Origin of the sequence: Devosia salina (assembly GCF_019504385.1) — a bacterium.
GTDB lineage: Bacteria > Pseudomonadota > Alphaproteobacteria > Rhizobiales > Devosiaceae > Devosia > Devosia salina.
In genome coordinates this window covers 1451210-1470768 of record NZ_CP080590.1, presented here as the reverse complement: position 1 = coordinate 1470768, position 19559 = coordinate 1451210, and the positions used below count along the sequence as shown (strand labels likewise).

The 19559-nt window shown below is 64.4% G+C and carries 20 protein-coding genes; 6 read left to right on the top strand and 14 right to left on the bottom strand.

The annotated features are described in order from the left end of the window. The first annotated feature begins 79 nt into the window (after nucleotides 1–79). From K1X15_RS07010 to K1X15_RS06995, 4 genes are all read left to right on the top strand, one after another. The gene (locus K1X15_RS07010; protein WP_220306774.1) at nucleotides 80–229 is read left to right on the top strand and encodes a DUF1127 domain-containing protein; all 150 of its coding nucleotides are present in this window, start codon (nucleotides 80–82) and stop codon (nucleotides 227–229) included. A 157-nt stretch (nucleotides 230–386) separates the two neighbouring features. Next, the gene (locus tag K1X15_RS07005; RefSeq protein ID WP_220306773.1) at nucleotides 387–947 is read left to right on the top strand and encodes a type 1 glutamine amidotransferase domain-containing protein; all 561 of its coding nucleotides are present in this window, start codon (nucleotides 387–389) and stop codon (nucleotides 945–947) included. A 43-nt stretch (nucleotides 948–990) separates the two neighbouring features. Then, complete coding sequence (gene trmFO, locus K1X15_RS07000) at nucleotides 991–2373, top strand: methylenetetrahydrofolate--tRNA-(uracil(54)-C(5))-methyltransferase (FADH(2)-oxidizing) TrmFO (RefSeq protein ID WP_220306772.1); 1383 nt, start codon at nucleotides 991–993, stop codon at nucleotides 2371–2373. After that, nucleotides 2370–2813 (top strand): YiiD C-terminal domain-containing protein, encoded by a 444-nt coding sequence (locus K1X15_RS06995; RefSeq protein WP_220306771.1) that lies wholly within the window; start codon nucleotides 2370–2372, stop codon nucleotides 2811–2813. Before trmFO ends, K1X15_RS06995 begins: the two co-directional genes overlap by 4 nt. Nucleotides 2814–2861: 48 nt before the next feature. Here K1X15_RS06995 and K1X15_RS06990 read toward each other — a convergent pair whose 3' ends face one another. From K1X15_RS06990 to yajC, 4 genes are all read right to left on the bottom strand, one after another. Next, nucleotides 2862–3707, bottom strand: coding sequence for a phytoene/squalene synthase family protein (locus K1X15_RS06990; protein WP_220306770.1), 846 nt, complete (start codon nucleotides 3705–3707; stop codon nucleotides 2862–2864). Further along, entirely contained in the window at nucleotides 3707–4096 is a 390-nt protein-coding gene (locus tag K1X15_RS06985; protein ID WP_220306769.1) for an Mth938-like domain-containing protein, read from the bottom strand. Before K1X15_RS06985 ends, K1X15_RS06990 begins: the two co-directional genes overlap by 1 nt. A 6-nt stretch (nucleotides 4097–4102) precedes the next feature. Further along, a complete protein-coding gene (secD, locus tag K1X15_RS06980) occupies nucleotides 4103–6670 on the bottom strand; it encodes a protein translocase subunit SecD (RefSeq protein WP_220306768.1) in 2568 nt (855 codons plus the stop codon). Nucleotides 6671–6732: 62 nt separating this feature from the next. After that, nucleotides 6733–7080 (bottom strand): preprotein translocase subunit YajC, encoded by a 348-nt coding sequence (gene yajC, locus K1X15_RS06975; protein WP_220306767.1) that lies wholly within the window; start codon nucleotides 7078–7080, stop codon nucleotides 6733–6735. Nucleotides 7081–7280: 200 nt separating this feature from the next. On the opposite strand from yajC, the gene K1X15_RS06970 reads away from it, so the two are divergent. Next, entirely contained in the window at nucleotides 7281–8147 is an 867-nt protein-coding gene (locus tag K1X15_RS06970; protein WP_420828364.1) for an ATP-binding protein, read from the top strand. Nucleotides 8148–8271: 124 nt separating this feature from the next. On the opposite strand, the gene K1X15_RS06965 is transcribed toward K1X15_RS06970, so the two are convergent. Further along, complete coding sequence (locus K1X15_RS06965; protein WP_220306766.1) at nucleotides 8272–9096, bottom strand: M23 family metallopeptidase; 825 nt, start codon at nucleotides 9094–9096, stop codon at nucleotides 8272–8274. A gap of 52 nt (nucleotides 9097–9148) precedes the next feature. Here K1X15_RS06965 and K1X15_RS06960 point away from each other — a divergent pair, with 52 nt between their 5' ends. Continuing rightward, nucleotides 9149–9394 carry a hypothetical protein gene (locus K1X15_RS06960; protein ID WP_220306765.1) on the top strand — a complete coding sequence of 82 codons (246 nt, stop codon included), beginning with the start codon at nucleotides 9149–9151 and terminating at the stop codon, nucleotides 9392–9394. Nucleotides 9395–9731: 337 nt separating this feature from the next. On the opposite strand, the gene surE is transcribed toward K1X15_RS06960, so the two are convergent. The 9 genes from surE to argS all read right to left on the bottom strand — a co-directional run bounded on the left by surE (nucleotide 9732) and on the right by argS (nucleotide 19384). Beyond that, on the bottom strand, nucleotides 9732–10505 hold the full coding sequence (gene surE, locus K1X15_RS06955) for a 5'/3'-nucleotidase SurE (protein ID WP_220306764.1): 774 nt from the start codon (nucleotides 10503–10505) through the stop codon (nucleotides 9732–9734). Next, nucleotides 10502–11833, bottom strand: coding sequence for a serine--tRNA ligase (serS, locus tag K1X15_RS06950; RefSeq protein ID WP_220306763.1), 1332 nt, complete (start codon nucleotides 11831–11833; stop codon nucleotides 10502–10504). The genes surE and serS overlap by 4 nt, the downstream gene beginning before the upstream one ends. 114 nt (nucleotides 11834–11947) lie before the next feature. Further along, nucleotides 11948–12781 carry a twin-arginine translocase subunit TatC gene (tatC, locus tag K1X15_RS06945; protein ID WP_220306762.1) on the bottom strand — a complete coding sequence of 278 codons (834 nt, stop codon included), beginning with the start codon at nucleotides 12779–12781 and terminating at the stop codon, nucleotides 11948–11950. After that, nucleotides 12782–13615 carry a Sec-independent protein translocase protein TatB gene (tatB, locus tag K1X15_RS21415; RefSeq protein WP_220306761.1) on the bottom strand — a complete coding sequence of 278 codons (834 nt, stop codon included), beginning with the start codon at nucleotides 13613–13615 and terminating at the stop codon, nucleotides 12782–12784. Nucleotides 13616–13673: 58 nt separating this feature from the next. After that, on the bottom strand, nucleotides 13674–13892 hold the full coding sequence (locus tag K1X15_RS06935) for a twin-arginine translocase TatA/TatE family subunit (protein WP_220306760.1): 219 nt from the start codon (nucleotides 13890–13892) through the stop codon (nucleotides 13674–13676). Between the two features lie 121 nt (nucleotides 13893–14013). Further along, nucleotides 14014–14682, bottom strand: a complete 669-nt coding sequence (gene scpB, locus K1X15_RS06930) for an SMC-Scp complex subunit ScpB (RefSeq protein WP_220306759.1) — start codon at nucleotides 14680–14682, stop codon at nucleotides 14014–14016. Further along, on the bottom strand, nucleotides 14679–15467 hold the full coding sequence (locus tag K1X15_RS06925; RefSeq protein WP_220306758.1) for a segregation and condensation protein A: 789 nt from the start codon (nucleotides 15465–15467) through the stop codon (nucleotides 14679–14681). The genes scpB and K1X15_RS06925 overlap by 4 nt, the downstream gene beginning before the upstream one ends. Nucleotides 15468–15545: 78 nt before the next feature. After that, the gene (locus tag K1X15_RS06920) at nucleotides 15546–17540 is read right to left on the bottom strand and encodes an SPOR domain-containing protein (protein WP_220306757.1); all 1995 of its coding nucleotides are present in this window, start codon (nucleotides 17538–17540) and stop codon (nucleotides 15546–15548) included. 98 nt (nucleotides 17541–17638) lie between these two features. Next, the gene (gene argS, locus K1X15_RS06915; protein ID WP_220306756.1) at nucleotides 17639–19384 is read right to left on the bottom strand and encodes an arginine--tRNA ligase; all 1746 of its coding nucleotides are present in this window, start codon (nucleotides 19382–19384) and stop codon (nucleotides 17639–17641) included. Between the last annotated feature and the right edge of the window lie 175 nt (nucleotides 19385–19559).

Genomic DNA, 19559 nt, shown 5'->3' with positions numbered 1-19559 from the left:
CAAGTTTGACCAATCTCTATCTGCTCACTGGGATTAGTCGCCCCTATATCTCTCCTTGCAAACGACAGGAGACTTCCAAATGGACATTCGCAAGACTTTCAAGAAGTGGGCCGCCTACCAGCAGACCGTCCGTGAGCTTGCCGCTCTCGACAACCGCCAGCTCAACGATCTGGGCATTTCGCGCACCGATATCAGCCGCGTCGCTCGTGATCATGCCGACGCTCTGTAAAACCGGCGACTCAACTTCGACGAACCGAACACCCGCCTCTCTCTGAGATGCGGGTGTTTTCGTATCCGCGGGCCGGTTTCGGATGTGAACGGCCAAGGCGGAACGATAGCGCCCTCCTCCCGTTGCCCGGGCATATGCAACAGGAAGGAGCATTCCAATGGCTCAACTCGACGGCAAATCCATCGCCATCGTCGCCACGCACGGCTTTGAACAGTCCGAACTGGAAGTCCCACTGGCCAGGCTGCGCGAGGCTGGCGCAAATGTTCACGTGGTGTCGCTCGAGGGCGACGAGATCAAGGGCTGGGACAAGAAGGACTGGGGCAATGCAGTGCCGGTCGACAAGCTGATCGGCGAGGTCTCGGCCGAAGACTATGACGCCATCGTGCTGCCCGGCGGCCAGATCAACCCCGATCTGCTGCGCGTGGAGCAAAAAGTGCTGGACCTCATCAAGGCATTCTGGACGCAGAAGAAGATCGTTGCCGCGATCTGCCACGCGCCGTGGCTGCTGGTCGAAACCGGAATCGTGCGGGATCGCAAGGTCACCTCCTACAAATCCATCAAGACCGACGTCGTCAACGCCGGTGGCAAGTGGGAGGACAGTGCGGTGGTCGTCGATCAGGGCCTGGTGACGAGCCGCAACCCCGGAGACCTCGACGCCTTCTGCGCCAAGATCATCGAGGAGATCAGGGAAGGCAGCCACGAGCGTCGAGCCGCATAAACTCTGATTGCCCGGACATGGCGGGCTTGGTATCTGGCTCGCCATGTCAAACGAACCCATTCACATCATCGGCGGGGGCCTTGCAGGCTCGGAAGCCGCCTGGCAGGCCGCCGAGGCCGGTGCCAAGGTCATTCTGCACGAGATGCGCGGCGTCAAAAGCACGGACGCGCACGAGACCGACGCCTTTGCCGAACTGGTCTGCTCCAACAGTTTCCGCTCGGACGACCACGAGCAGAATGCCGTGGGGCTGCTGCACGAGGAAATGCGACGCTGCAATTCGCTGATCATGCGGGCCGCGGACCAGCACAAGCTGCCCGCCGGCGGCGCGCTGGCCGTCGACCGGCACGGCTTTTCCGGCGCCGTCACGGAGGCGATCAGCAGCCACCCCAATGTCACGGTGGTTCGCGAGGAAATCGCCGGCTGGCCGCCGGGGGAATGGCAACACGTGATCATCGCGACCGGCCCGCTCACCTCGCCGGCCCTCGCCGAGGCGGTTCTGGAAAAGACCGGCGAGGATTCGCTGGCCTTTTTCGATGCGATTGCGCCGATCGTGCACTATGACAGCATCAATCACGACATTGCCTGGAAGCAGTCGCGCTACGACAAGGCCGGCCCTGGCGGGACCGGGGCGGACTATCTCAACCTGCCGATGGACAAGGACCAGTATTTCGCCTTTGTCGAAGCGCTGAAGACCGCGCCGCTGCATGAATTCAAGGACTGGGAAAAGGTCCCCTATTTCGACGGCTGCCTGCCCATCGAGGTGATGGCCGAACGCGGCGTGGAGACGCTGCGCCACGGGCCAATGAAGCCGGTGGGCCTGACCAATCCGCGCAATCCGACGGTCAAGCCCTATGCCATCGTGCAATTGCGCCAGGACAATGCGCTGGGCACGTTATGGAACATGGTCGGGTTCCAGACCAAGATGCGCTACGGCATCCAGACCGAGATATTCCGGATGATCCCCGGCCTCGAGAACGCGCAATTTGCCCGTCTCGGTGGGTTGCACCGTAACACGTTCATCAATTCACCCAAGGTGCTGGCGCCCGATCTTAAGCTGAAGGTCGATCCGCGCATCCGCTTCGCCGGTCAGGTGACCGGCGTCGAGGGCTATGTGGAAAGCGCTGCCGTTGGCCTCATCACCGGGCGGATGACCGCGGCCGAGGCACTCGGCGGATCGCTTGCAACGCCACCAGTAACGACGGCGCTGGGCGCGCTGATCGGCCATATTACGGGCGGCCATATCGAGGCCGAGAGCTATAGCGGGGCCCGCAGCTTCCAGCCCATGAATGTCAATTTTGGCCTGTTCCCGGAAGTCAATGTCAGCAAGCCTGAGGGGGTGAAGCGCTGGCGCGGCCCGGAAAAGACGATCGCCAAGCGGCGCGCCATCACCAGTCGTGCCCTCGAAGACCTCAAGGCCTGGGCATGACCCCGGAGGCGCTGGCCGCGTTCCTGCACGACCACATCCCGCTTTCGCGGGCCATGGACGTCCGTGTGGTACAGGCCGGCACTGACGAAGTGGTGCTCGAGGCGCCGCTGGGGCCCAATATCAACGTCCACGGCACCATGTTCGGCGGCAGTGCGGCGACGCTCGGCCTCTTGGCGGCATGGTCGGTGCTGCACCTGCGGCTTCAGGCCGAAGGCGTTGCCAACCAGCTCGTGATCCATCGCACGGAAATGGAATATCTGCTGCCCATAGCCGGTACCGCGCGTGCCGTGGCTCGGCTGGACGGCGTGGATTGGGCAGGCTTTCTCCATACTCTGGAGCGACGGGGCAAGGCGCGGCTGAAGGTCGGCGCGGAGCTGATATTTGACGGCGCAGTTGTGGCGCAGCTGGCGGGCGAGTTCGTGGCGATCGTGGAGCGGTAGCGTCCGCCCTTGGGTCGGGTCACAAGGCGACCCGTTGGTGGGGATGGGCTACCGGTTCCGAAAGCCCCACCAGGCGAGGCGGGCGATCTTGCGCCAGTCGGGGGCATCCGGTGGAGCGGCGAAGGCGCTGGAAGATCTGGTCTTCCATGCGGCGAGCTGAGGCTCGAGCAGAGCAATCGCGGCAAAGGCCGGTCGCAGGGATGTTGGGAGCGCCGCGATTGCGTTGCGGGCCTTGTCGAGATGTCCCTGCGCCAATTCGGCGACCTGGCTGAGGGCTGCATGCAGGCCCTCGCTGTCCTGCCCGGCAAAAATCTCGTTCTCGCGCACGCCATTGGCCGCCAAGATGGTCCAGGGCAGCATGATGCGCCCCTGAGCCGAGACGTAGCCGAAAGCACGCAGGTGGCCAATCATTGCCTGGGCCACGCCCAGATGCCCGGCAGCATCGCCCGGCTCGACCGGTTCGCCTGCGTTGAGGATCATGGCGGAGAGTTGCAGCAAGGTGGATGCGGTTTCACCGGCATAGCCTTCAAAGCTCTCTAGATCCGGCATGGGATCGTCATAGAGATCGAAGCGGCGCGCCCCAAGCAGGCGCTGGAGCGTGCCCACGGGCAAGCCGTGCCGTTCAATCGTATCGAGCAAGGCGTCGGCCAACGGGTTCTGACGGACGGCACCATGGCCTTTGTCGGTCAAAGCGTCGTTCCACCATTGCAGGCGGATTTCGCCCGGCTGTGGGCCGGATACGCGTTCGCGAATAGCCGATACATCGGCGTTGAAAGCGTAGAGCGCGGTGATTCCAGGGCGCGCCGCGGCGGGAAGGACGAGCGTTGCAAGATAGCGGTCAGGATCGCCCGACCGCAGCGCCTGGGCCGCAAAGTCAAAGCTCTCGCTGGCCATTATCGGGCATTCTCGACGGCGATCAGCGCTGCGGCCACGGCACGCTCCTCAGCCAGGAGCACGTTGTAAGTTCGCACCGCGCCGCCGGTCTGCGTCGCCTCGATAATCACCCGACGATCCCTGAAGGCCTGCCGGATGGCCGGATCGATGGCCGAAATATCGGACCCGAGCCCGATCAACAGAACGTCGAGCCGGTCCGCCAGGTCCAGTACCGCCTTGAGGCTATCAAGGGTCAGGTCGGCAACAGCGCCGACCTCCCAGCCCACCATGCCGTCCGGCAGGCAGAGCAAGGACCCCTTGTGCGACATTTCCGCGAAACGGAAGCCGCCATTGCCATAGGCGTCGATCCCGACCTGCTGCGGGAAACGCCCCGCCTGGGCAGTGTTCATGACCGGTCAGCCCGCCGTGCTGTCCGAAGCCTCATCGGCGTCGGCCCGGTCTGTCGCTCCCTCGGCCTGGTCGGCGCGTGTGCTCAGACCGAGATAGATGAGGATCGGCGCGGCAATGAAGATGGACGAGTAGGTGCCCACGAACACGCCCCAGGCCATCGAAATGGTGAAGCTGCGGATGACTTCACCACCGAAGATGACCAGCGCCATCAGGGCCAGGAAGGTGGTGGTCGCGGTCAGGATGGTCCGCGGCAGCGTCGAGTTGATGGCGATATCGATGATCTCGCTGAGGCCGATCTTCTTGTACTTCATCCGGTATTCGCGGATGCGGTCGTAGATCACCACCGTATCGTTGAGCGAATAGCCCACAATGGTGAGGATCGCCGCGATGCTCGAGGCGTTGAATTCGAGCCCGGCGAAGGCGAAGAGGCCAATGGTCAGGATCACGTCATGACCGGTCGAGATGATGGCGCCGACGGCAAACTGCCATTCGAAGCGGAACCAGAGATAGATCAGGATGCCGACTAGAGCCACGCCCAGGCCGATGGCCCCGGTCAGCGCCAGCTCGCTCGATACGGTCGGTCCGACGGTCTCGGTGCCACGCATCGTGTAATCCAGCGCTTCGACCGTGGTCTTGACTTCGTCCACGGCGGCCTGCTGGGCGGCGGCGCCACCATCCTGGGTCTGCACCCGCACGAGCAGGCTATCGGCTTCGCCAAAGCCCTGCACCTGCACATCACCCAGGCCAAGCTGGGACAACGCCTCGCGAATGGTTCCGGGATCGGCCGTGCCGCTATTGGCCTGGATTTCCATGGACGAGCCGCCCCGGAAGTCGATGCCCAGATTGAGCCCGTGAATACCGAACCAGCCCAGGGACAGGATGGAGGTGATGATCGAGAAAGCCAGCGCATATTTGCGGATCGCCATGAAGGGGATCCTGGTGCCGTCCGGAATGATGCGGAGGAACTGGATGCGCAGGGTCTTGGGACGGGCCCAGTGGTACCAGCGCCCGACGATGAACAGCGTCACCAGATAGGCTGTGAACAGCGTGGTGATGATACCGATCGCCAGTGTGACGGCAAAGCCCTGGACCGGACCGGAGCCGAGATAGAACAGAACGACCGCCGCGATCAGCGTGGTGATGTTGGCGTCCAGAATGGTGGACATGGCCCTCTGGAAGCCGGACTCGATGGCCGCAATCTTGCTGCGGCCCGCTGCCAATTCCTCGCGGATGCGTTCGTAGATCAGCACATTGGCGTCCACGGCCATGCCAATGGTCAGCACGATACCGGCAATACCGGGCAGCGTCAGGGTCGCACCCAGCATCGACAGGGCGCCCAGGATGAGGACGACGTTGATGATCACAGCCAGATCGGCAAACACGCCGAACAGGCCATAGGCCAGGACCATGAAGGCGACAACGGCGATGGCGCCGATGATGCCAGCGGTAACGCCGGCGCGAATGGAGTCTGCACCAAGACCGGCGCTAACGGAGCGCTCCTCGACGATATCGAGGCTGGCCGGGAGCGCACCGCCACGCAGCAGCACCGCAAGGTCGTTGGCGGAGGCGGTGGTGAAATTGCCGCTGATCTGGCCCGAGCCACCGGTGATCGGCTGCTGGATGACGGGGGCGGTGATCACCTGATCGTCGAGCACGATGGCGAAACGCTGGCCCACATTGGCCGAAGTGATCTCGCCGAAGGTGATGGCGCCGCGGGTGTCGAACTTGAAGCTGACGACGGGAATGCCGCGCTGCTGGTCATAGGCCGGCTGTGCATCGACCAGGGATTCGCCGCCCAGCGCGATGTCTTCATAGAGCAGTTCGCGCGACCCATCCTGGCTCGAGAGGATCATGGTGCCGGGCGGAAGCCCCTGCGCCTCGGCCTGGTCGGCCGTCATGCCCGGATAGACCATATGGAAGGTAAGGCGTGCAGTCTGGGAAATGATGTTCTTGAGGCGTGCAGAATCGCCAAACCCAGGTACCTGGACCAGCAGGCGATCGCTGCCCTGGCGCTGGATGGAGGGCTCGGTCGTGCCCAGTTCGTCGATACGGTTGCGCACCACTTCGATGGACTGTGCCACCAGGCTCGACATGCGCTGTTCGATGCCTTCCGGCGTCAGCGTGACGGTGATCAGATTGTTGCCGCTGGGCACGATCGTGATCTCGTTGATGCCGCCGACACCTGAAAAGACCTGACCGCCCACCGTATTCTGCAACCCGTTCAGCGCCGTCAGGGCAGCGTCCTGCTGGGTCGGATCAACCAGCTCGATCGTAATCGAGTTGGTCGCGGGGTCGGTGGTGATGATGTTGCCGATGCCATTGTCATTGGCGAGGATGCTGCGCGCATCCCGGCGCAGATCCGCCAGGCGCTCGGTGACGATGCTTTCCTGGTTGACCTGCAGCAACAGATGCGACCCGCCCTGCAGATCGAGCCCCAGCACCACGGTTTCCTGCGGCAGCCAATCGGGCAAGGCATCCCGAACGGACTGCGGCAGCATGCTGGGCAGAGCGAACAGGATGCCGAACAGAATGACGGCAAACATGATGATGGTACGGATGGGCGAGAACTGCATGGAAGTAGGTCCTGAAAGCAGAACCGGAGCCCGTGGGCTCCGGAGGGCAAGCTATGGTGGTCTTAAGCCGGCTTGTTGTCGTTGACCGGCTCGGACTTGGAGCGCACATCGGCAACCATGCCGCGGACCACCTTGACCTTGACGCCCTGGGAGACTTCGACCTCGAGATCTTCGCCGTCGACGGCCTTGGTCACCTTGCCCACAATGCCACCAGTGGTAACGATGGTATCGCCGCGGCGGATGGCGGAGAGCATGGCCTGCTGGGCCTTCAGGCGCTTCTGCTGCGGGCGGAAGATCAGGAGCCAGAAGATGAGCACCAGAAGCGCGATCGGCATCAGCTGGATGAAGATGTCACCCATGCCACCGGTGGCGCCAACCGCATCCTGCGCATAAGCGGGCGTTACAAACATCAAGCGAACTCCTTGTCGATTCTTTTTCTGGGTGTTGGAGGTTAGGGCGGCCCGGACCTGAACATCAGGCGGTGGACGCTATCGGGCTGTCGTGCACTTGCGCCCCGGCCAAAATCGCGCGGACTATACATTTGGGGTCGGATGATTGCAAAGCCAATAAGGACGCGCAGATTGCCGCGCCACGAGCAGGGGACGAAGACGTGAAGACCAGGGACTATCTGGGCAGGATTGCCGAAGCGCTCGAGACAATTGCGCGGTCGATGATGTCTGCGGATGAGCAGGCCGAGGCGTTCACGCTGGGCACGGCAAACGCCTATCACTGGGTGGGTGAGACCGGCACCCTGCTCCCGGTCCCCAAGGTCAGCCGCGTGCCGCTGGGCATGCTGCGTGGGATCGATCAGGTGCGCGACATCCTGCTGGCCAACACGGAGCAGTTCGCACGCGGGCATGGCGCCAACAACGCCCTGCTCTGGGGCGCGCGGGGCATGGGCAAGTCTTCGCTGGTCAAGGCCATTCATGCCGATATCGAAGCGCGGGAAGGCTTCCAGCGGCTGGTGCTGGTCGAAATTGCCCGGGAAGACCTCGAAACCCTGCCCCGCCTGATGCGCGCGATCGCCGGCAACCCGGCGCGGTTCATCGTCTTTTGCGACGACCTGAGCTTTGACAGCGGGGAGACCAGCTACAAGTCGCTCAAGACGATTCTCGATGGTGGCCTCGAAGGACGGCCGGACAATGTGTTGTTCTACGCCACCTCGAACCGGCGGCACCTGATGCCCCGCGACATGATCGAGAATGAGCGCTCGACCGCGATCAATCCCAGCGAGGCCGTCGAGGAAAAGGTCTCACTCTCGGATCGATTCGGGCTCTGGCTCGGCTTCCACAATTCGGACCAGGAGAATTATCTCGCCATGGTGTCGGGATATGCGGACTATTACGGGCTCGAAATTGATGCCGAGACCCTGCGGGCGCGGGCCATAGAATGGGCGGCAACGCGCGGAACCCGGTCGGGCCGCGTGGCCATCCAGTTGGTGCGCACACTCGCGGGTGAAGAGGGCAAGGCGGTCTAGAGGCTGAAGCAAAGGCCCCCTCACCCGCGCTATGCGCGACCTCTCCCCCAAGGGGAGAGGTGAAAAGCAAAAAGGCCGGAGCACCACTTCCGGCCTTTTTCGATTCTGGAGATCAGGCGAAGGACTAGCTGGCCAGCAGCGGCACCGGATCGACGGGGGTCGCGCCCTTGCGCAGCTCGAAATGCAGTTGCGGCCTGGACACCGAACCGGTGGCACCAACGGCGCCGATGGCATCGCCACGGTTGACCACGGCGCCCTTGGCCACACTCATCGACTTGAGGTGGGCATAGGCCGAGACATATCCATTGGGGTGCCGGATCAGGACCAGGTTGCCGTAGCCCTCGACCCCCGAACCGACATAGATGACCGTGCCGTTTTCGGCGGCCTTGACGGTCGAACCCTCCGGCACGTCGATATTGATGCCGGTACCGCGCGAAGCGGCAAAGTCGGTGATGACCCGGCCCGAAACCGGCCAGCGGAACGTGTCGCTACCGGATGCCACGGGCTCCGCGGGCGGCACCGAGGCGACCTGGGTTGGCGCCGGCGCCGGAGTAGCCTGAGCCGGCGTCGTCGCCGGGGTGGGCGTGGCGGACGGGGCCGGCGTTGCAGCCGTTTGCAGGACGTTGCTGCCGGACAGATTGGACGGCCGGGCTGCAGGAAGCGTCGTCGTAGTGGTCTGCGGGCTGGCGCTGGCGACCTGGATGGGCGCGGACGTCATCAGGTCCGAGCGACCTGGAATGACGATCTTCTGGCCCACGATGATCTTGTCGGGCGAACTCAAGCCATTGGCATGCACGATGGCCTGGGTGGTGACATCGTATTTGCGGGCAATGGTATAGAGAGACTCGCCGCTGGCAATGGTGTGCGTGTAGCCATTGGCATTGGCTGCACCTTGCACCGGCACACTGGAATTGACCGGCAGGGCGGCGCTGGAGGGTGAGGTGCCCATGGCGACGGCTGCAGGAGCGGCCGGCAGAGGGGCAAGAGTCTGCTGAGCGGGCATGGCTTGCGTGGTTCCCATAGATGACGACGAACTCAATGCAGGTAGGGCCTGGGTCTGGACCGTCGAGGCAGATGCCCCGATGGGCGAGGTCACGCCGGACGGCTGCATGAAGCCGTTCGAGACGGGCGCCGGTGGCAGCGTGCCGCCGCCAGACCAGGATGCGCCGACATTGGCCGGCGGCAAGAACTCCATGCTGGCGACCTGGACGCTTTGCGGCGCGCCGAGGGTCGGAGGCATGGGCTGATTGAGGGTTGCGGGGGCGGACTGTGCGGTCGAGCCGGTCACCGTGGAGTCGCTGAAAGCGCGGCTCCCGAAACTGGAACAGCCGGACAATCCAACAGCGGCGATCATTACACCGGCAACGGCGACCGCACTTCTATGGGTCCGCGGAAAAACGCGAATACTCATCGGCTTACTCGTACGCAGGTACTCAACAACTGAGTTTGACGCTACGCCGGTAAGGTAAAGACGAGTTTAAGGCCGATGCGATTTGAGCGAAATCGTCGGGCCATGATTCAGAGGTGGGTAAGGTTAAGGCCGGTCCAGGACTGCGTGAATGAACGCATCCTGAACGAAAACACCTATTGCCCCTTGAGCGCGATGCTGCCCAGCCGCTCCAGCGCCCCCCGGTGGGTCTGCTGCAGGGCAAAGGGCGTCACGGTGATGGCATTGCCCCGGCGCAGGACCTCGAAATCGGCCTCCGGGTCCAGCGGCAGCGGCGTTTCGGGGATGGCCATGAAGAAATGGCCGTCATTGTCGCTGGGATAGTAGCGGATGGGTGAGCGCGAAAAGCGCTGATGGGCGACGGCGGTGAGGCCGACGACCTCATCGACAGCGCAGAAGGGGAAATTGACATTGTAGAAGACATCGTCGCCGCTATGGGCCGCGACGATGGCTCGAACCACGTCCGCGCCGAAACGGGTCGCGTTGGACCAGTCGGGCTTGTGGGTGACCTCGTAGTCCATGGACTGACTCATGGCGATGCCGATCGCGCCCTGAAGGACGCCCTCGCGGGCCCCGGCCGCCGTGCCCGAGCAATTGACGATGTCGCCCAGGTTTTGGCCGGCATTGACGCCGGAGAGAACCAGATCGGCCGGACGATCACCCAGGATATGAGTCATCCCGGCCACGACGCAGTCGGCGGGGGAACCCCCTGTCACCGCAAAGCGCCGCTCGCCATGCCTTTCAAAGGACAGCTCGCGGCCAAAGCTGAAGCGGTGCCCTGCCCCGGACTGGTTGCCATCCGGCGCAACGATCCAGACATCGTCGGAGATCGCCTGCGCGATCTCCGCCATGACCCCAATTCCCGGCGCGTCTATGCCATCGTCGTTGGTGATGAGGATGCGCAGGCTCATCCGCGACCGCCAATGGACTTCAACCCGCCCATATAGGGCTGCAGGGCCTCGGGGATCAGCACCGAGCCATCTTCCTGCTGGTAGTTCTCCAGAACCGCGATGAGGCAGCGGCCGACGGCGGTCCCCGACCCATTGAGGGTGTGGACATAGCGTGGCGCCTGCTTTTCGCCAGACGGACGGTAGCGGGCCTCCATGCGGCGGGCCTGGAAATCGCCACAGACCGAAACCGAGGAGATCTCGCGATAGGTATCCTGGCCGGGCAGCCAGACTTCCATGTCATAGGTGCGGCGGGCGCCAAAGCCCATATCGCCGGTGCACAGCTTCATGACGCGATAGTGCAGGCCAAGGCGCTGCAGCACTGTCTCCGCAGCGGCCAGCATGCGCTCGTGCTCGTTCTCGCCCTCTTCGGGCGTGGTGATGGCGACCAGTTCCACCTTGTTGAACTGGTGCTGGCGCAGCATGCCGCGCGTATCGCGCCCGGCCGATCCGGCCTCGGAACGGAAGCAGGGCGTGAGGGCGGTGAAGCGCAGCGGCAGTTCTTCCTCGGCGAGGATGGATTCGCGGACGAGGTTGGTCATTGGCACTTCGGCCGTGGGGATCAGCGCGAGGCGGCCTTCACCATGTGGGGTGAAGAACAGATCTTCCTCGAACTTGGGAAGCTGCCCGGTGCCGAACAGGGCGTCGTCGCGGACCAGGACCGGCGGCTGGACTTCGAGATAGCCGTGCTCATTGGTGTGCAGATCGAGCATGAACTGGCCAAGGGCGCGTTCAAGCCTTGCGATTTGGCCCTTGAGGACGACGAAGCGGCTGCCCGAAAGCTTGGCCGCGAGTTCGAAATCCATGTCCTTCTCGGCCACGCCGATCTCGAAATGCTCCTTGGGCGCAAAGCCGAAGCTGGGCTTGGCGGGGCGGACTTTCGCGGCGGTTTCGGGCGAGCCGTTGAGGCCGAAATATTCGACATTGTCGCTTTCGTCCTCGCCGACCGGCACATCGTCGAGCGCCATATTGGGAATGGCCGACAATGCGTCGCGCAATTCCTTCTCGATGGCACGTTCCTCGGCCTCACCGGTGGGAATGATCTCCTTGAGCCGCGCGACCTCGGCCATCAGCTCGGCCGCCCTGGCCTCGTCCTTCTGCGCCTTGGCCTGGCCGATCTGCTTGGAGAGGCTGTTGCGCTTTTCCTGCGCCTCATTGAGGCGAACGATGATCTGACGGCGGCGCTCGTCGATCGCAATCAGATCGGAGGACCTGACCGACACGTTCCTGCGCTGGCTCATGGCCGCGTCGAAAGCATCGGGATTGTCTCTGATCCACTTGATATCGAACATAGCTGCTACGGGCCTGGCCCGCCTCTTTCTGCTGTGGCAGGCCGGGAAAACATGCCCACGGCGGGCCTGCAGAAGGCCGCGGGCACAGCGTGCTGCGCCCGCATGCGAGCGCAGCTAGTCGGAGGATGAGCCGGAGAGCTCGGCTTCCTGCGCCGCCAGGGCAGCTTCACGGCGCTTCTGCACCATGCGCACCGACAGGATAGCGAGTTCGTAGAGAGCATACATCGGCAAGGCAAGGCCGATCTGCGAGATGGGGTCAGGCGGCGAGACCAAGGCGGCCACGACCAGAATGCCCACGATTGCGTAGCGGCGCCCCTTCTTGAGCATGTCGACATTGACCAGGTCGATCTGCGCCAGCAGCGTCAGCACCACGGGAAGCTGGAAACAGATGCCGAAAGCCAGGATCAGCGTGGTGGCAAGGCCGAGATATTCGGACACCTTGGCCAGTAGCTTGATCTCGTCGGTCTGCATGCCGGCGAAGAAATGCAGCGCCATGGGCAGGACGGCGAAATAGACCATGGCAGCGCCGAGCAGAAAGAAGATCGGCGTGGCAACCAGATAAGGCACCAGCGCCTTGCGCTCGTGCTTGTAAAGGCCCGGCGCCACGAAGCGGTAGATCTGCGTCGCGATATAGGGGAAGCCCAGGAAAATCGCGCCGAACAGGGCCAGGTTGAGCTGGGTGAAGAAGAATTCCTGCGGCGCCGTGTAGATCAACTGCATATCGCCCGGATTGGGATAGATCGAGCGATAGGGGTTGAGCAAGACATCGAAAATCTGCCCGGCAAAGATGAAGCAGACCACCATCAGCACGACCACCGCGATGGCACTGTTGATCAGCCGCTTGCGCAGCTCGACCAGATGCTCGAGCAGTGGCGCTTCGCTCCCGGCCAGTTCGTCTTCGGCCTCGGGCTTGGTCTTGTCTTCGATCTTGGGCTGCGTGTCGGCCATTTACTCGGTCTTTCCGGCCGTTTCGGCAGGTTTTGCGCGCTTTGCGGCGGGCTTGGCGGCGGGCTTGGCCGCGGCCTTACGAGCCGGTTTTCTCGCGGTCGCGCCGGGCTCCGCAGCCTTTACTGCGCCGGTCTTGGGGGCAGCAGGTTTGGGGGCCGCGGATTTGGGAGCGGCGGCTTTGGCTGCAGGCCCTGTGGCCGATTTTGCCGAGGTCTTGGCCGCGGTCTTTGGCGCTGCCTTGGTGGCTGCCTTAGGGGCTGTCTTGGACGCCGCCTTGGGGGTCGCCTTCGTTGCCGAGCCCGACCGTGCGGCCTTTGCGGGCTTGGCGGCAGCGGCGGCCTTTGCCGCCTCGGCCTTGGCCATATCGGTGTCGGCGTAGCTCGGCGGCCCGGACGGCTTGCGCGCCGCCTTGACCGGCTCGTCTGCCTTGCCGGGAACAAAGCCGTATTCGGCCGCCAATTCGGTGCTGGTCTTGGCCGAGGAGGCCATGCCTGCCTGCTTTTCGATCGCTTCGACCACGCTTTCGGTGTTCGGATCGGTGGGCTTCAGCGCGCCGCTTGGCTTGGGCTGGCCGTCAGAACCGATCGCGTTGAATTCCTTGCGGATTTCGTCGGCGGTCTTCTTGAGCGGCGAAGTGATGGAGGTCCGCAGATTGCGCACCTCGTCCAGCCCCGTGGCCTTGTTGATTTCGCGCTGGAACTCGCGGCCCATGCGTTGCACCTGGCCGATAACCTTGCCGATGCGGCCCATGACCACCGGCAGGTCCTTGGGGCCGATGAAGATCAGCGCAACGATGCCGATCACCAGCATCTCTGTCCAGCCAATGCCGAGCATGGATTTAGTCTCCGGTGGGCGGACGAGCCGCCACTAGTGGATCAGAACCAGGGCGCCCTCAGGCGTCCTTGCTCTTGTCCACCTCATTGGCATCGACCGTGCGCGGTGCATCGGCCTGAAGGCGCTCGGCGGGCTTGTCGTCGTCCTTCATGCCTTTCTGGAAGGCTTTGATCCCCTGGGCGACTTCGCCCATCATGCCGGAGATCTTCCCACGGCCGAACAGCAGGATGACAACGACGGCGACAACGAGAAGGCCCCAAATAGACGGCGCGTGCATGATGGTCTCCCTAGAACTCCAGATACGCGTTACACGCGATAGATAGACCGAGAAATAGGTTTAAATGCACCCGAACACAAGAACGTGTTCCTCCGGCGGTGCGAGAAAGCACACCGAACCCTCAAGTTTCGTCATCCGCCGGCTCCGGATCACCCGGATCTGATGGATCGAGTGGGTCTTCGTCGTCCCGCAAGGCGCCGTCGAAAGGCAACGGAATCTGCAGGTCCGGCGGCAAGCGGCCCGAAAGCAGTCCGGCGCCCTTGAGCTCATCGAGGCCCGGCAGGTCCGAAAGCGCTTCCAGCCCGAAATGATCGAGGAACGCGTCGGTGGTGCCATAGGTGACGGGACGCCCAGGCGTGCGGCGCCGGCCGCGCATGCGCACCCAGCCGGCCTCCATGAGCAGGTCCAGGGTGCCCTTGCCGGTGGCCACCCCGCGTACTTCCTCGATCTCGGCGCGGGTGGCCGGCTGGTGATAGGCGATGATGGACAGCGTTTCGAGCGCGGCCCGCGAGAGGGGACGCGTTTCCTGCTCCTCCCGGCGCAGCAGGAAACCCAGGTCCTCGGCCGTGCGGAAGGCCCACCCATCCCCACGGCGCACCAGGTTGACGCCCCGGTCGGCATATTGGGCGGCCAGCACGTCGAGCAGGCCGGCAATGTCGGTTTCCTCGCCGAAATAGGGTGCCATTTCGGGGATCCGGAGCGGTTCGGCCGATGCGAACAGCAGCGCCTCGAGAATGCGCAGATGCCGGCGCAGGACCTCGCCGCTCTGATCGTCGGGAAGCGTGGTCACCCTTGGTCCCTCTGGCGGCGGCGCATGAAGAGGGGACCGAAAGTCTCGGTCTGGCGGATGTCAATTTCGCCCTGGCGCACCAGTTCAAGGCTTGAAGCGAAGGTGGAGGCCCGAACAGTGGCGCGCTCGGTCGGCTTGGCCAGATAGTCGACGAGATAGGCGTCGAGCGATACCCATTCCTGGCTGTCCCCGATCAGCCGCTGGAGAATGTCGCGCGCGTCCTGGAGCGACCAGACGCTGCGCAGGCGTGGAGCATAGTCGGTAACGATGCCGCGCTCGCGCTGCGTAGAATAGGCCTTGAGCAGGTCGTAGAGGCTCGCCTCCCATATAGAGCGCCTTGCGATCTCCATGGGCTCCGGCGCACCGCGCGCATAGATCTGGAAGCCAAGGCGGGGCCGGTTCATCAGGCGGCTGGCAGCGGTGCGCATGGCTTCCAGGCGCTTGAGCCGGGACTGCAGCATGGCAGCCAGCATCTCGCCGCTCGGCTCTTCGTCGCCCGGCGCCTGCGGCACCATGAGGCGGCTTTTCAGATAGGCCAGCCAGGCGGCCATGACGAGGTAATCGGCTGCCACCTCGATGCGGCGCTCGCGGATCGTGTCGATGAAAGCGAGATATTGCTCGGCCAGAGCCAGGACGGAAATGCCGGAAAGGTCGACCTTCTGGCGCCGCGCGAGATCAAGGAGCAGGTCCAGCGGCCCCTCATAGCCGCCGACATCGACACGCAGCACCTCGTCGGCAGGCGGCGGTGCGGGCGTGTCGAACCAATTGGTTTCAGCGCTGGTCATCTGCCGTCTGTCAGGGTGGCCGTCATGCTCCATCCTTGGCCGCTGGCGGCGCCAGCGTCAAGCGAGTGCGTGGACCGGCTAAAGCAGCAGGCAGTCGCCACCCGCCGCCTTGACGTTGGTGCAGATATTGGCCGCGCTTTCGCGCGAAGCCGCCGGCACCAGCACGCGGTAATAAATGCCGCGCTCGCCCAGATCGACGCGCTGGATTTCGGGGCTGACGCCGCTGAATAGCACGCCATAGCGGGTTGCCACGGCCTGGGCGGATTGGCGGGCGGCCTCCTCGCTGCGCTGCGAGGCCATCTGCACATAGGCCGCCGCCGGCGTGACGGCGCTGGTTGCGGCCGGAGCCGGCGCTGCGGCAACGGGCGTGGACGCGGCGGGCGCCGCAGCAAGGGGCGTGGCCTGGGCCGCCGCGATGGCAGAGGCCGCCAAAGCGGCGAAGTCGTCCGGACGCTGCATGGGCATGGTGACGCTGCGACCGGCCACCGGGGCGCCGGCGGCATCGACAACGGGAATCACCGCGCCGGGTTCGGCCACCGCCACATCGAGCACGGGCGTGGTTTCGGCAGACGCGGCCGGCGCTGCCGAGCCGGCATCGGTCGCGGCACTGGCAATGAGGTCAGGCGTGGAGAAGTCCGCGCCCGGCACGTCGGGCACGTTGGGGCGGTCGACCGGCAGGATGGACGATCCGGCCAGGCTGTCCACGCCGCTGACGATGGTGCCATCGGGGCGGACGGTGACGGTGCGGACCTTGCGGTTGACGAGGCCATCCTGATTGGGATCGACGGTGCCGCCATCCGCGTCGGCGATCACGCCGGAGATGGAAACCGGGCTGTTCGCGGCGACAACGGCTTCGGTATCGGCCTGATCACGCGACACGATCTGTTCGTCGGCCGGCGCGTCGGTGCCGGAGATTTCGTTGAAAACCACGGATTGCGCGGTCGTGGCCGAAACGTCGGCTTCGGGCACTTCCTTGGTCGGGGTGGTGTCGGCCACCAGGAGCGGCGCAGGACCGGTGGAGCCGCCACCCTGCCCCAGCGCCCAATAGAGGCCAAAGCCGGCCACGGCGAGCAGGCCGACGGCCACCAATGGCCCCACCACGGCGCGGTTGAGGCGGAAACCGGCGGCGCGCGCCGGCTCGGCGTAAGTCTCGTCCACCGACACCTCGTCGGGCTCGGATGCACCGGCATTGACCCATTCGACATGGGCCCCGGTGGCTGCGGCGGCGGCAAGGATGGCCTCGTCGACCGAATTGACCTGGATGGCCGGATCGGCGGCGGGGGTTGCGGCCTTGGGGGTTGCTTGCGTCTCCGGGGGCGCGGCAGGCGATGGCTCGGGCAGGGTCGGCGTCGCAAGGCTGCGCAGCGCCGGAGCCGGGTTCGCCGCATTCATGCGCACCGCGGGTCCCACGAGGCGTTCAATCTCGTCGAGTGGATCCAGCATGCCATCATCGGGCTTGCGCGGGGGTTCGGGCAGCTCGGGTTCGCTGACCGCGGCGGCCTGCGGTTCAGCCTGAGGCGCAGGGGCGACCGGCGCGGTGACGGCATTGGCAGAGCCGAGGCCAAAGACCGGCGGAACGCCGAAATTGTCGGCATCGGGTGTGGCGTCGGACTGGGCTTCAGCTTCGGGCGCCGCGGGCTCCGGCGCCATGTCGGCAGCCAGCTCGGCAGCGATCAGGTCGGCCAGGCTATCCTGGTCGAGGGCCGCTGGCTCTTCAGCCGGGGGCTTGGGATTTTCGGCACGGGGCGGGGTCGGCGCAGGCCCTGCCGGAACCGGCGAAACCGGCGCCGCGGTGGTGGCGGGCCGGCCGATCTCGAAATCGAAGGCAAAGGGTTCGGCGCCCTGCCCTGCCCCGGCGTCGCCACCGGGGATGCGGACGGGAGAGGATGGCGCCTTCGCCCGGTCATTGGCGGAGAAATCGAAGCGCGGCGCCGGCGTGGCGGGACTGTCGCCCGGTATCCTGACCGGAGCGGCGGGCTCGTTGGCCGGCGGCTGATTCACGCGGGCGTCGTCCGCCATGAGGCGGGCCAGTTCGGCAATAAGATCGTCCGGTGCTTCGGTCTGTGCAGCCATTGCTTGCGGTTTCGCTGACGTCATTTTGGCAGCGCCCCTAGAATGCGGATAGTCCTGTCAAGGACTTGGCCGCGAGTTTTCACACCAATGCGCCCGAATTATGAAAGCTCCTCGGGCGCCGAGACCCCCAGAATCCCCAGGCCGTTGCGAATTACCTGACGAACGGCGTCGACGAGTGCGAGTCGAGCTAGGGTCAACTTCGGGTCCGAAAGGTTAACAAATCGTAACTGCGGGTCATCCTTGCCCTTCGCCCAGAAGCCGTGCAGGGCCCCGGCGAGCTCGTGGACATAGAAGGCGATCCGGTGCGGCTCATGCGCGAGGGTGGCCGCGGCCACTGTCCGCGGCCAGGCGCCGAGCAGGCGGATCAACTCGATATCTGCAGACGAGCCAAGCATTTCCACCTCGGCGGCGGCCAGCGCGGCAGGGGAAATGTCGAGCTCCGGCATGTCCCTTTCCGCGGTCCGGAAGATGGAGCAGGCGCGCGCATGGGCATATTGAACGTAGAATACGGGATTGTCGCGAGTCTGTTCCTTGACCAGCGCAAAGTCGAAATCCATCGATGCGTCATTGCGGCGGAACAGGAGCATGAAGCGGGTGGCGTCGGCGCCCACTTCGTCGACGACGTCGGCCAGGGTGACGAGGTCGCCCGAGCGCTTGGACATCTTGAATGGCTCGCCATTCTTGAGCAGGCGGACAAGCTGGCAGATGCGCACGTCGATGTCGGCTTCGCCATTGGAGACGGCCTTCACGGCGGCGGAGAGGCGCTTAACATAGCCCGAATGGTCGGCGCCCAGCACATTGACCATGTGCTTGAAGCCGCGCAGATATTTGTTGCGGTGATAGGCAATGTCGGCGGCGAAATAGGTATAGGATCCATCCGACTTGACCAGCGCCCGGTCGGTGTCGTCGCCATAATCGGTGGCACGAAACAGGGTCTGCTCGCGATCTTCCCAATCCTCGGGCGTCTTGCCCTTGGGCGGCTCGAGCCGGCCCTCATAGACCATGCCCTCCTCGCGCAGCCAATCGAGCGTGGTCTGGATGTCACCGCCCTGCCCGTGCAGCGTGCGCTCGGAGAAGAAGACGTCGTGGTGAATATTGAGCTGGGCCAGATCGGCCTTGATCAATTCCATCATGGCCGCAAGGGCAGCCTCACGGGCGATCAGGACGGCGTCCTGTTCGGGCATTTCGAGCAGGGTCGTGCCATATTCGGCCGCCAGGGCCTTGCCCACGGGCACCAGATAATCGCCCGGATAGAAGCCGGACGGGATCTCGATGCTTTCGCCCAGTGCCTCGCGATAACGCAGCAGCGCCGACTGACCAAGGATGATGGTCTGCCCGCCCGTGTCGTTGATGTAGTATTCGCGCGTCACGTCATAGCCCGACCACGCCATGAGCGAAGCCAGGGCATCGCCGAACACGGCGCCGCGGGTGTGGCCCACATGCATGGGGCCGGTGGGATTGGCCGAGACATATTCGACATTGACCCGTTCGCCCTTGCCCAGGTTCGAACGGCCATAATTCTCGCCCTGCGCGCCAACCGCCTTCAGGACCTGATGCCAAATGGCGTCAGAGAGACGGAAGTTGATGAAGCCCGGACCGGCGACCTCGACGGCCGTCACGTCCGGCGCAGCCTTGAAGCGCTCGACCAGGCCTGCCGCGACCTCGCGCGGGTTCTTGCCCAGCGGCTTGGCGACGACCATTGCGGCATTGGTGCTCAGGTCGCCATGGGCAGCGTCCCGCGGCGGCTCCACCACAACGCGCGCAAGCAGCCCCTCATCGAGCTCAGGGTAGTCGGCACGCAAGGCCTCGATGACCCGGGTGGTGAAAAGGGCGAAAATGTCCATGGCCTGTAACCAATGTGTCCTGTTTGGGTAAGGCTGACGCGGCCACAACCACCGCTCCGCCCTCGGGCTCGACCCGAAGGTCACCCGCCGCTGCCGCGGTGTTGAGAGAGGTCCTCGGGTCAAGCCCGAGGACGGACCTGAGGAAGGGTGTGGGCCCGGTAAGCCTCACCGATAT

Coding starts and splice junctions, on each gene's coding strand:
- trmFO (WP_220306772.1), top strand. CDS start 991: ATGTCAAACGAACCCATTCACATCATCGGCGGGGGCCTTGCAGGCTCG.
- K1X15_RS06935 (WP_220306760.1), bottom strand. CDS start 13,892: ATGCACGCGCCGTCTATTTGGGGCCTTCTCGTTGTCGCCGTCGTTGTC.
- serS (WP_220306763.1), bottom strand. CDS start 11,833: ATGTTCGATATCAAGTGGATCAGAGACAATCCCGATGCTTTCGACGCG.
- yajC (WP_220306767.1), bottom strand. CDS start 7,080: ATGTTTGTAACGCCCGCTTATGCGCAGGATGCGGTTGGCGCCACCGGT.
- K1X15_RS06925 (WP_220306758.1), bottom strand. CDS start 15,467: ATGACCAGCGCTGAAACCAATTGGTTCGACACGCCCGCACCGCCGCCT.
- argS (WP_220306756.1), bottom strand. CDS start 19,384: ATGGACATTTTCGCCCTTTTCACCACCCGGGTCATCGAGGCCTTGCGT.
- K1X15_RS06965 (WP_220306766.1), bottom strand. CDS start 9,096: ATGGGCACCTCACCCTCCAGCGCCGCCCTGCCGGTCAATTCCAGTGTG.
- K1X15_RS06985 (WP_220306769.1), bottom strand. CDS start 4,096: ATGAACACTGCCCAGGCGGGGCGTTTCCCGCAGCAGGTCGGGATCGAC.
- K1X15_RS06920 (WP_220306757.1), bottom strand. CDS start 17,540: ATGGCTGCACAGACCGAAGCACCGGACGATCTTATTGCCGAACTGGCC.
- tatC (WP_220306762.1), bottom strand. CDS start 12,781: ATGGCCGACACGCAGCCCAAGATCGAAGACAAGACCAAGCCCGAGGCC.
- tatB (WP_220306761.1), bottom strand. CDS start 13,615: ATGCTCGGCATTGGCTGGACAGAGATGCTGGTGATCGGCATCGTTGCG.
- K1X15_RS07005 (WP_220306773.1), top strand. CDS start 387: ATGGCTCAACTCGACGGCAAATCCATCGCCATCGTCGCCACGCACGGC.
- K1X15_RS06995 (WP_220306771.1), top strand. CDS start 2,370: ATGACCCCGGAGGCGCTGGCCGCGTTCCTGCACGACCACATCCCGCTT.
- surE (WP_220306764.1), bottom strand. CDS start 10,505: ATGAGCCTGCGCATCCTCATCACCAACGACGATGGCATAGACGCGCCG.
- K1X15_RS06990 (WP_220306770.1), bottom strand. CDS start 3,707: ATGGCCAGCGAGAGCTTTGACTTTGCGGCCCAGGCGCTGCGGTCGGGC.
- secD (WP_220306768.1), bottom strand. CDS start 6,670: ATGCAGTTCTCGCCCATCCGTACCATCATCATGTTTGCCGTCATTCTG.
- K1X15_RS06960 (WP_220306765.1), top strand. CDS start 9,149: ATGGCTTGCGTGGTTCCCATAGATGACGACGAACTCAATGCAGGTAGG.
- K1X15_RS07010 (WP_220306774.1), top strand. CDS start 80: ATGGACATTCGCAAGACTTTCAAGAAGTGGGCCGCCTACCAGCAGACC.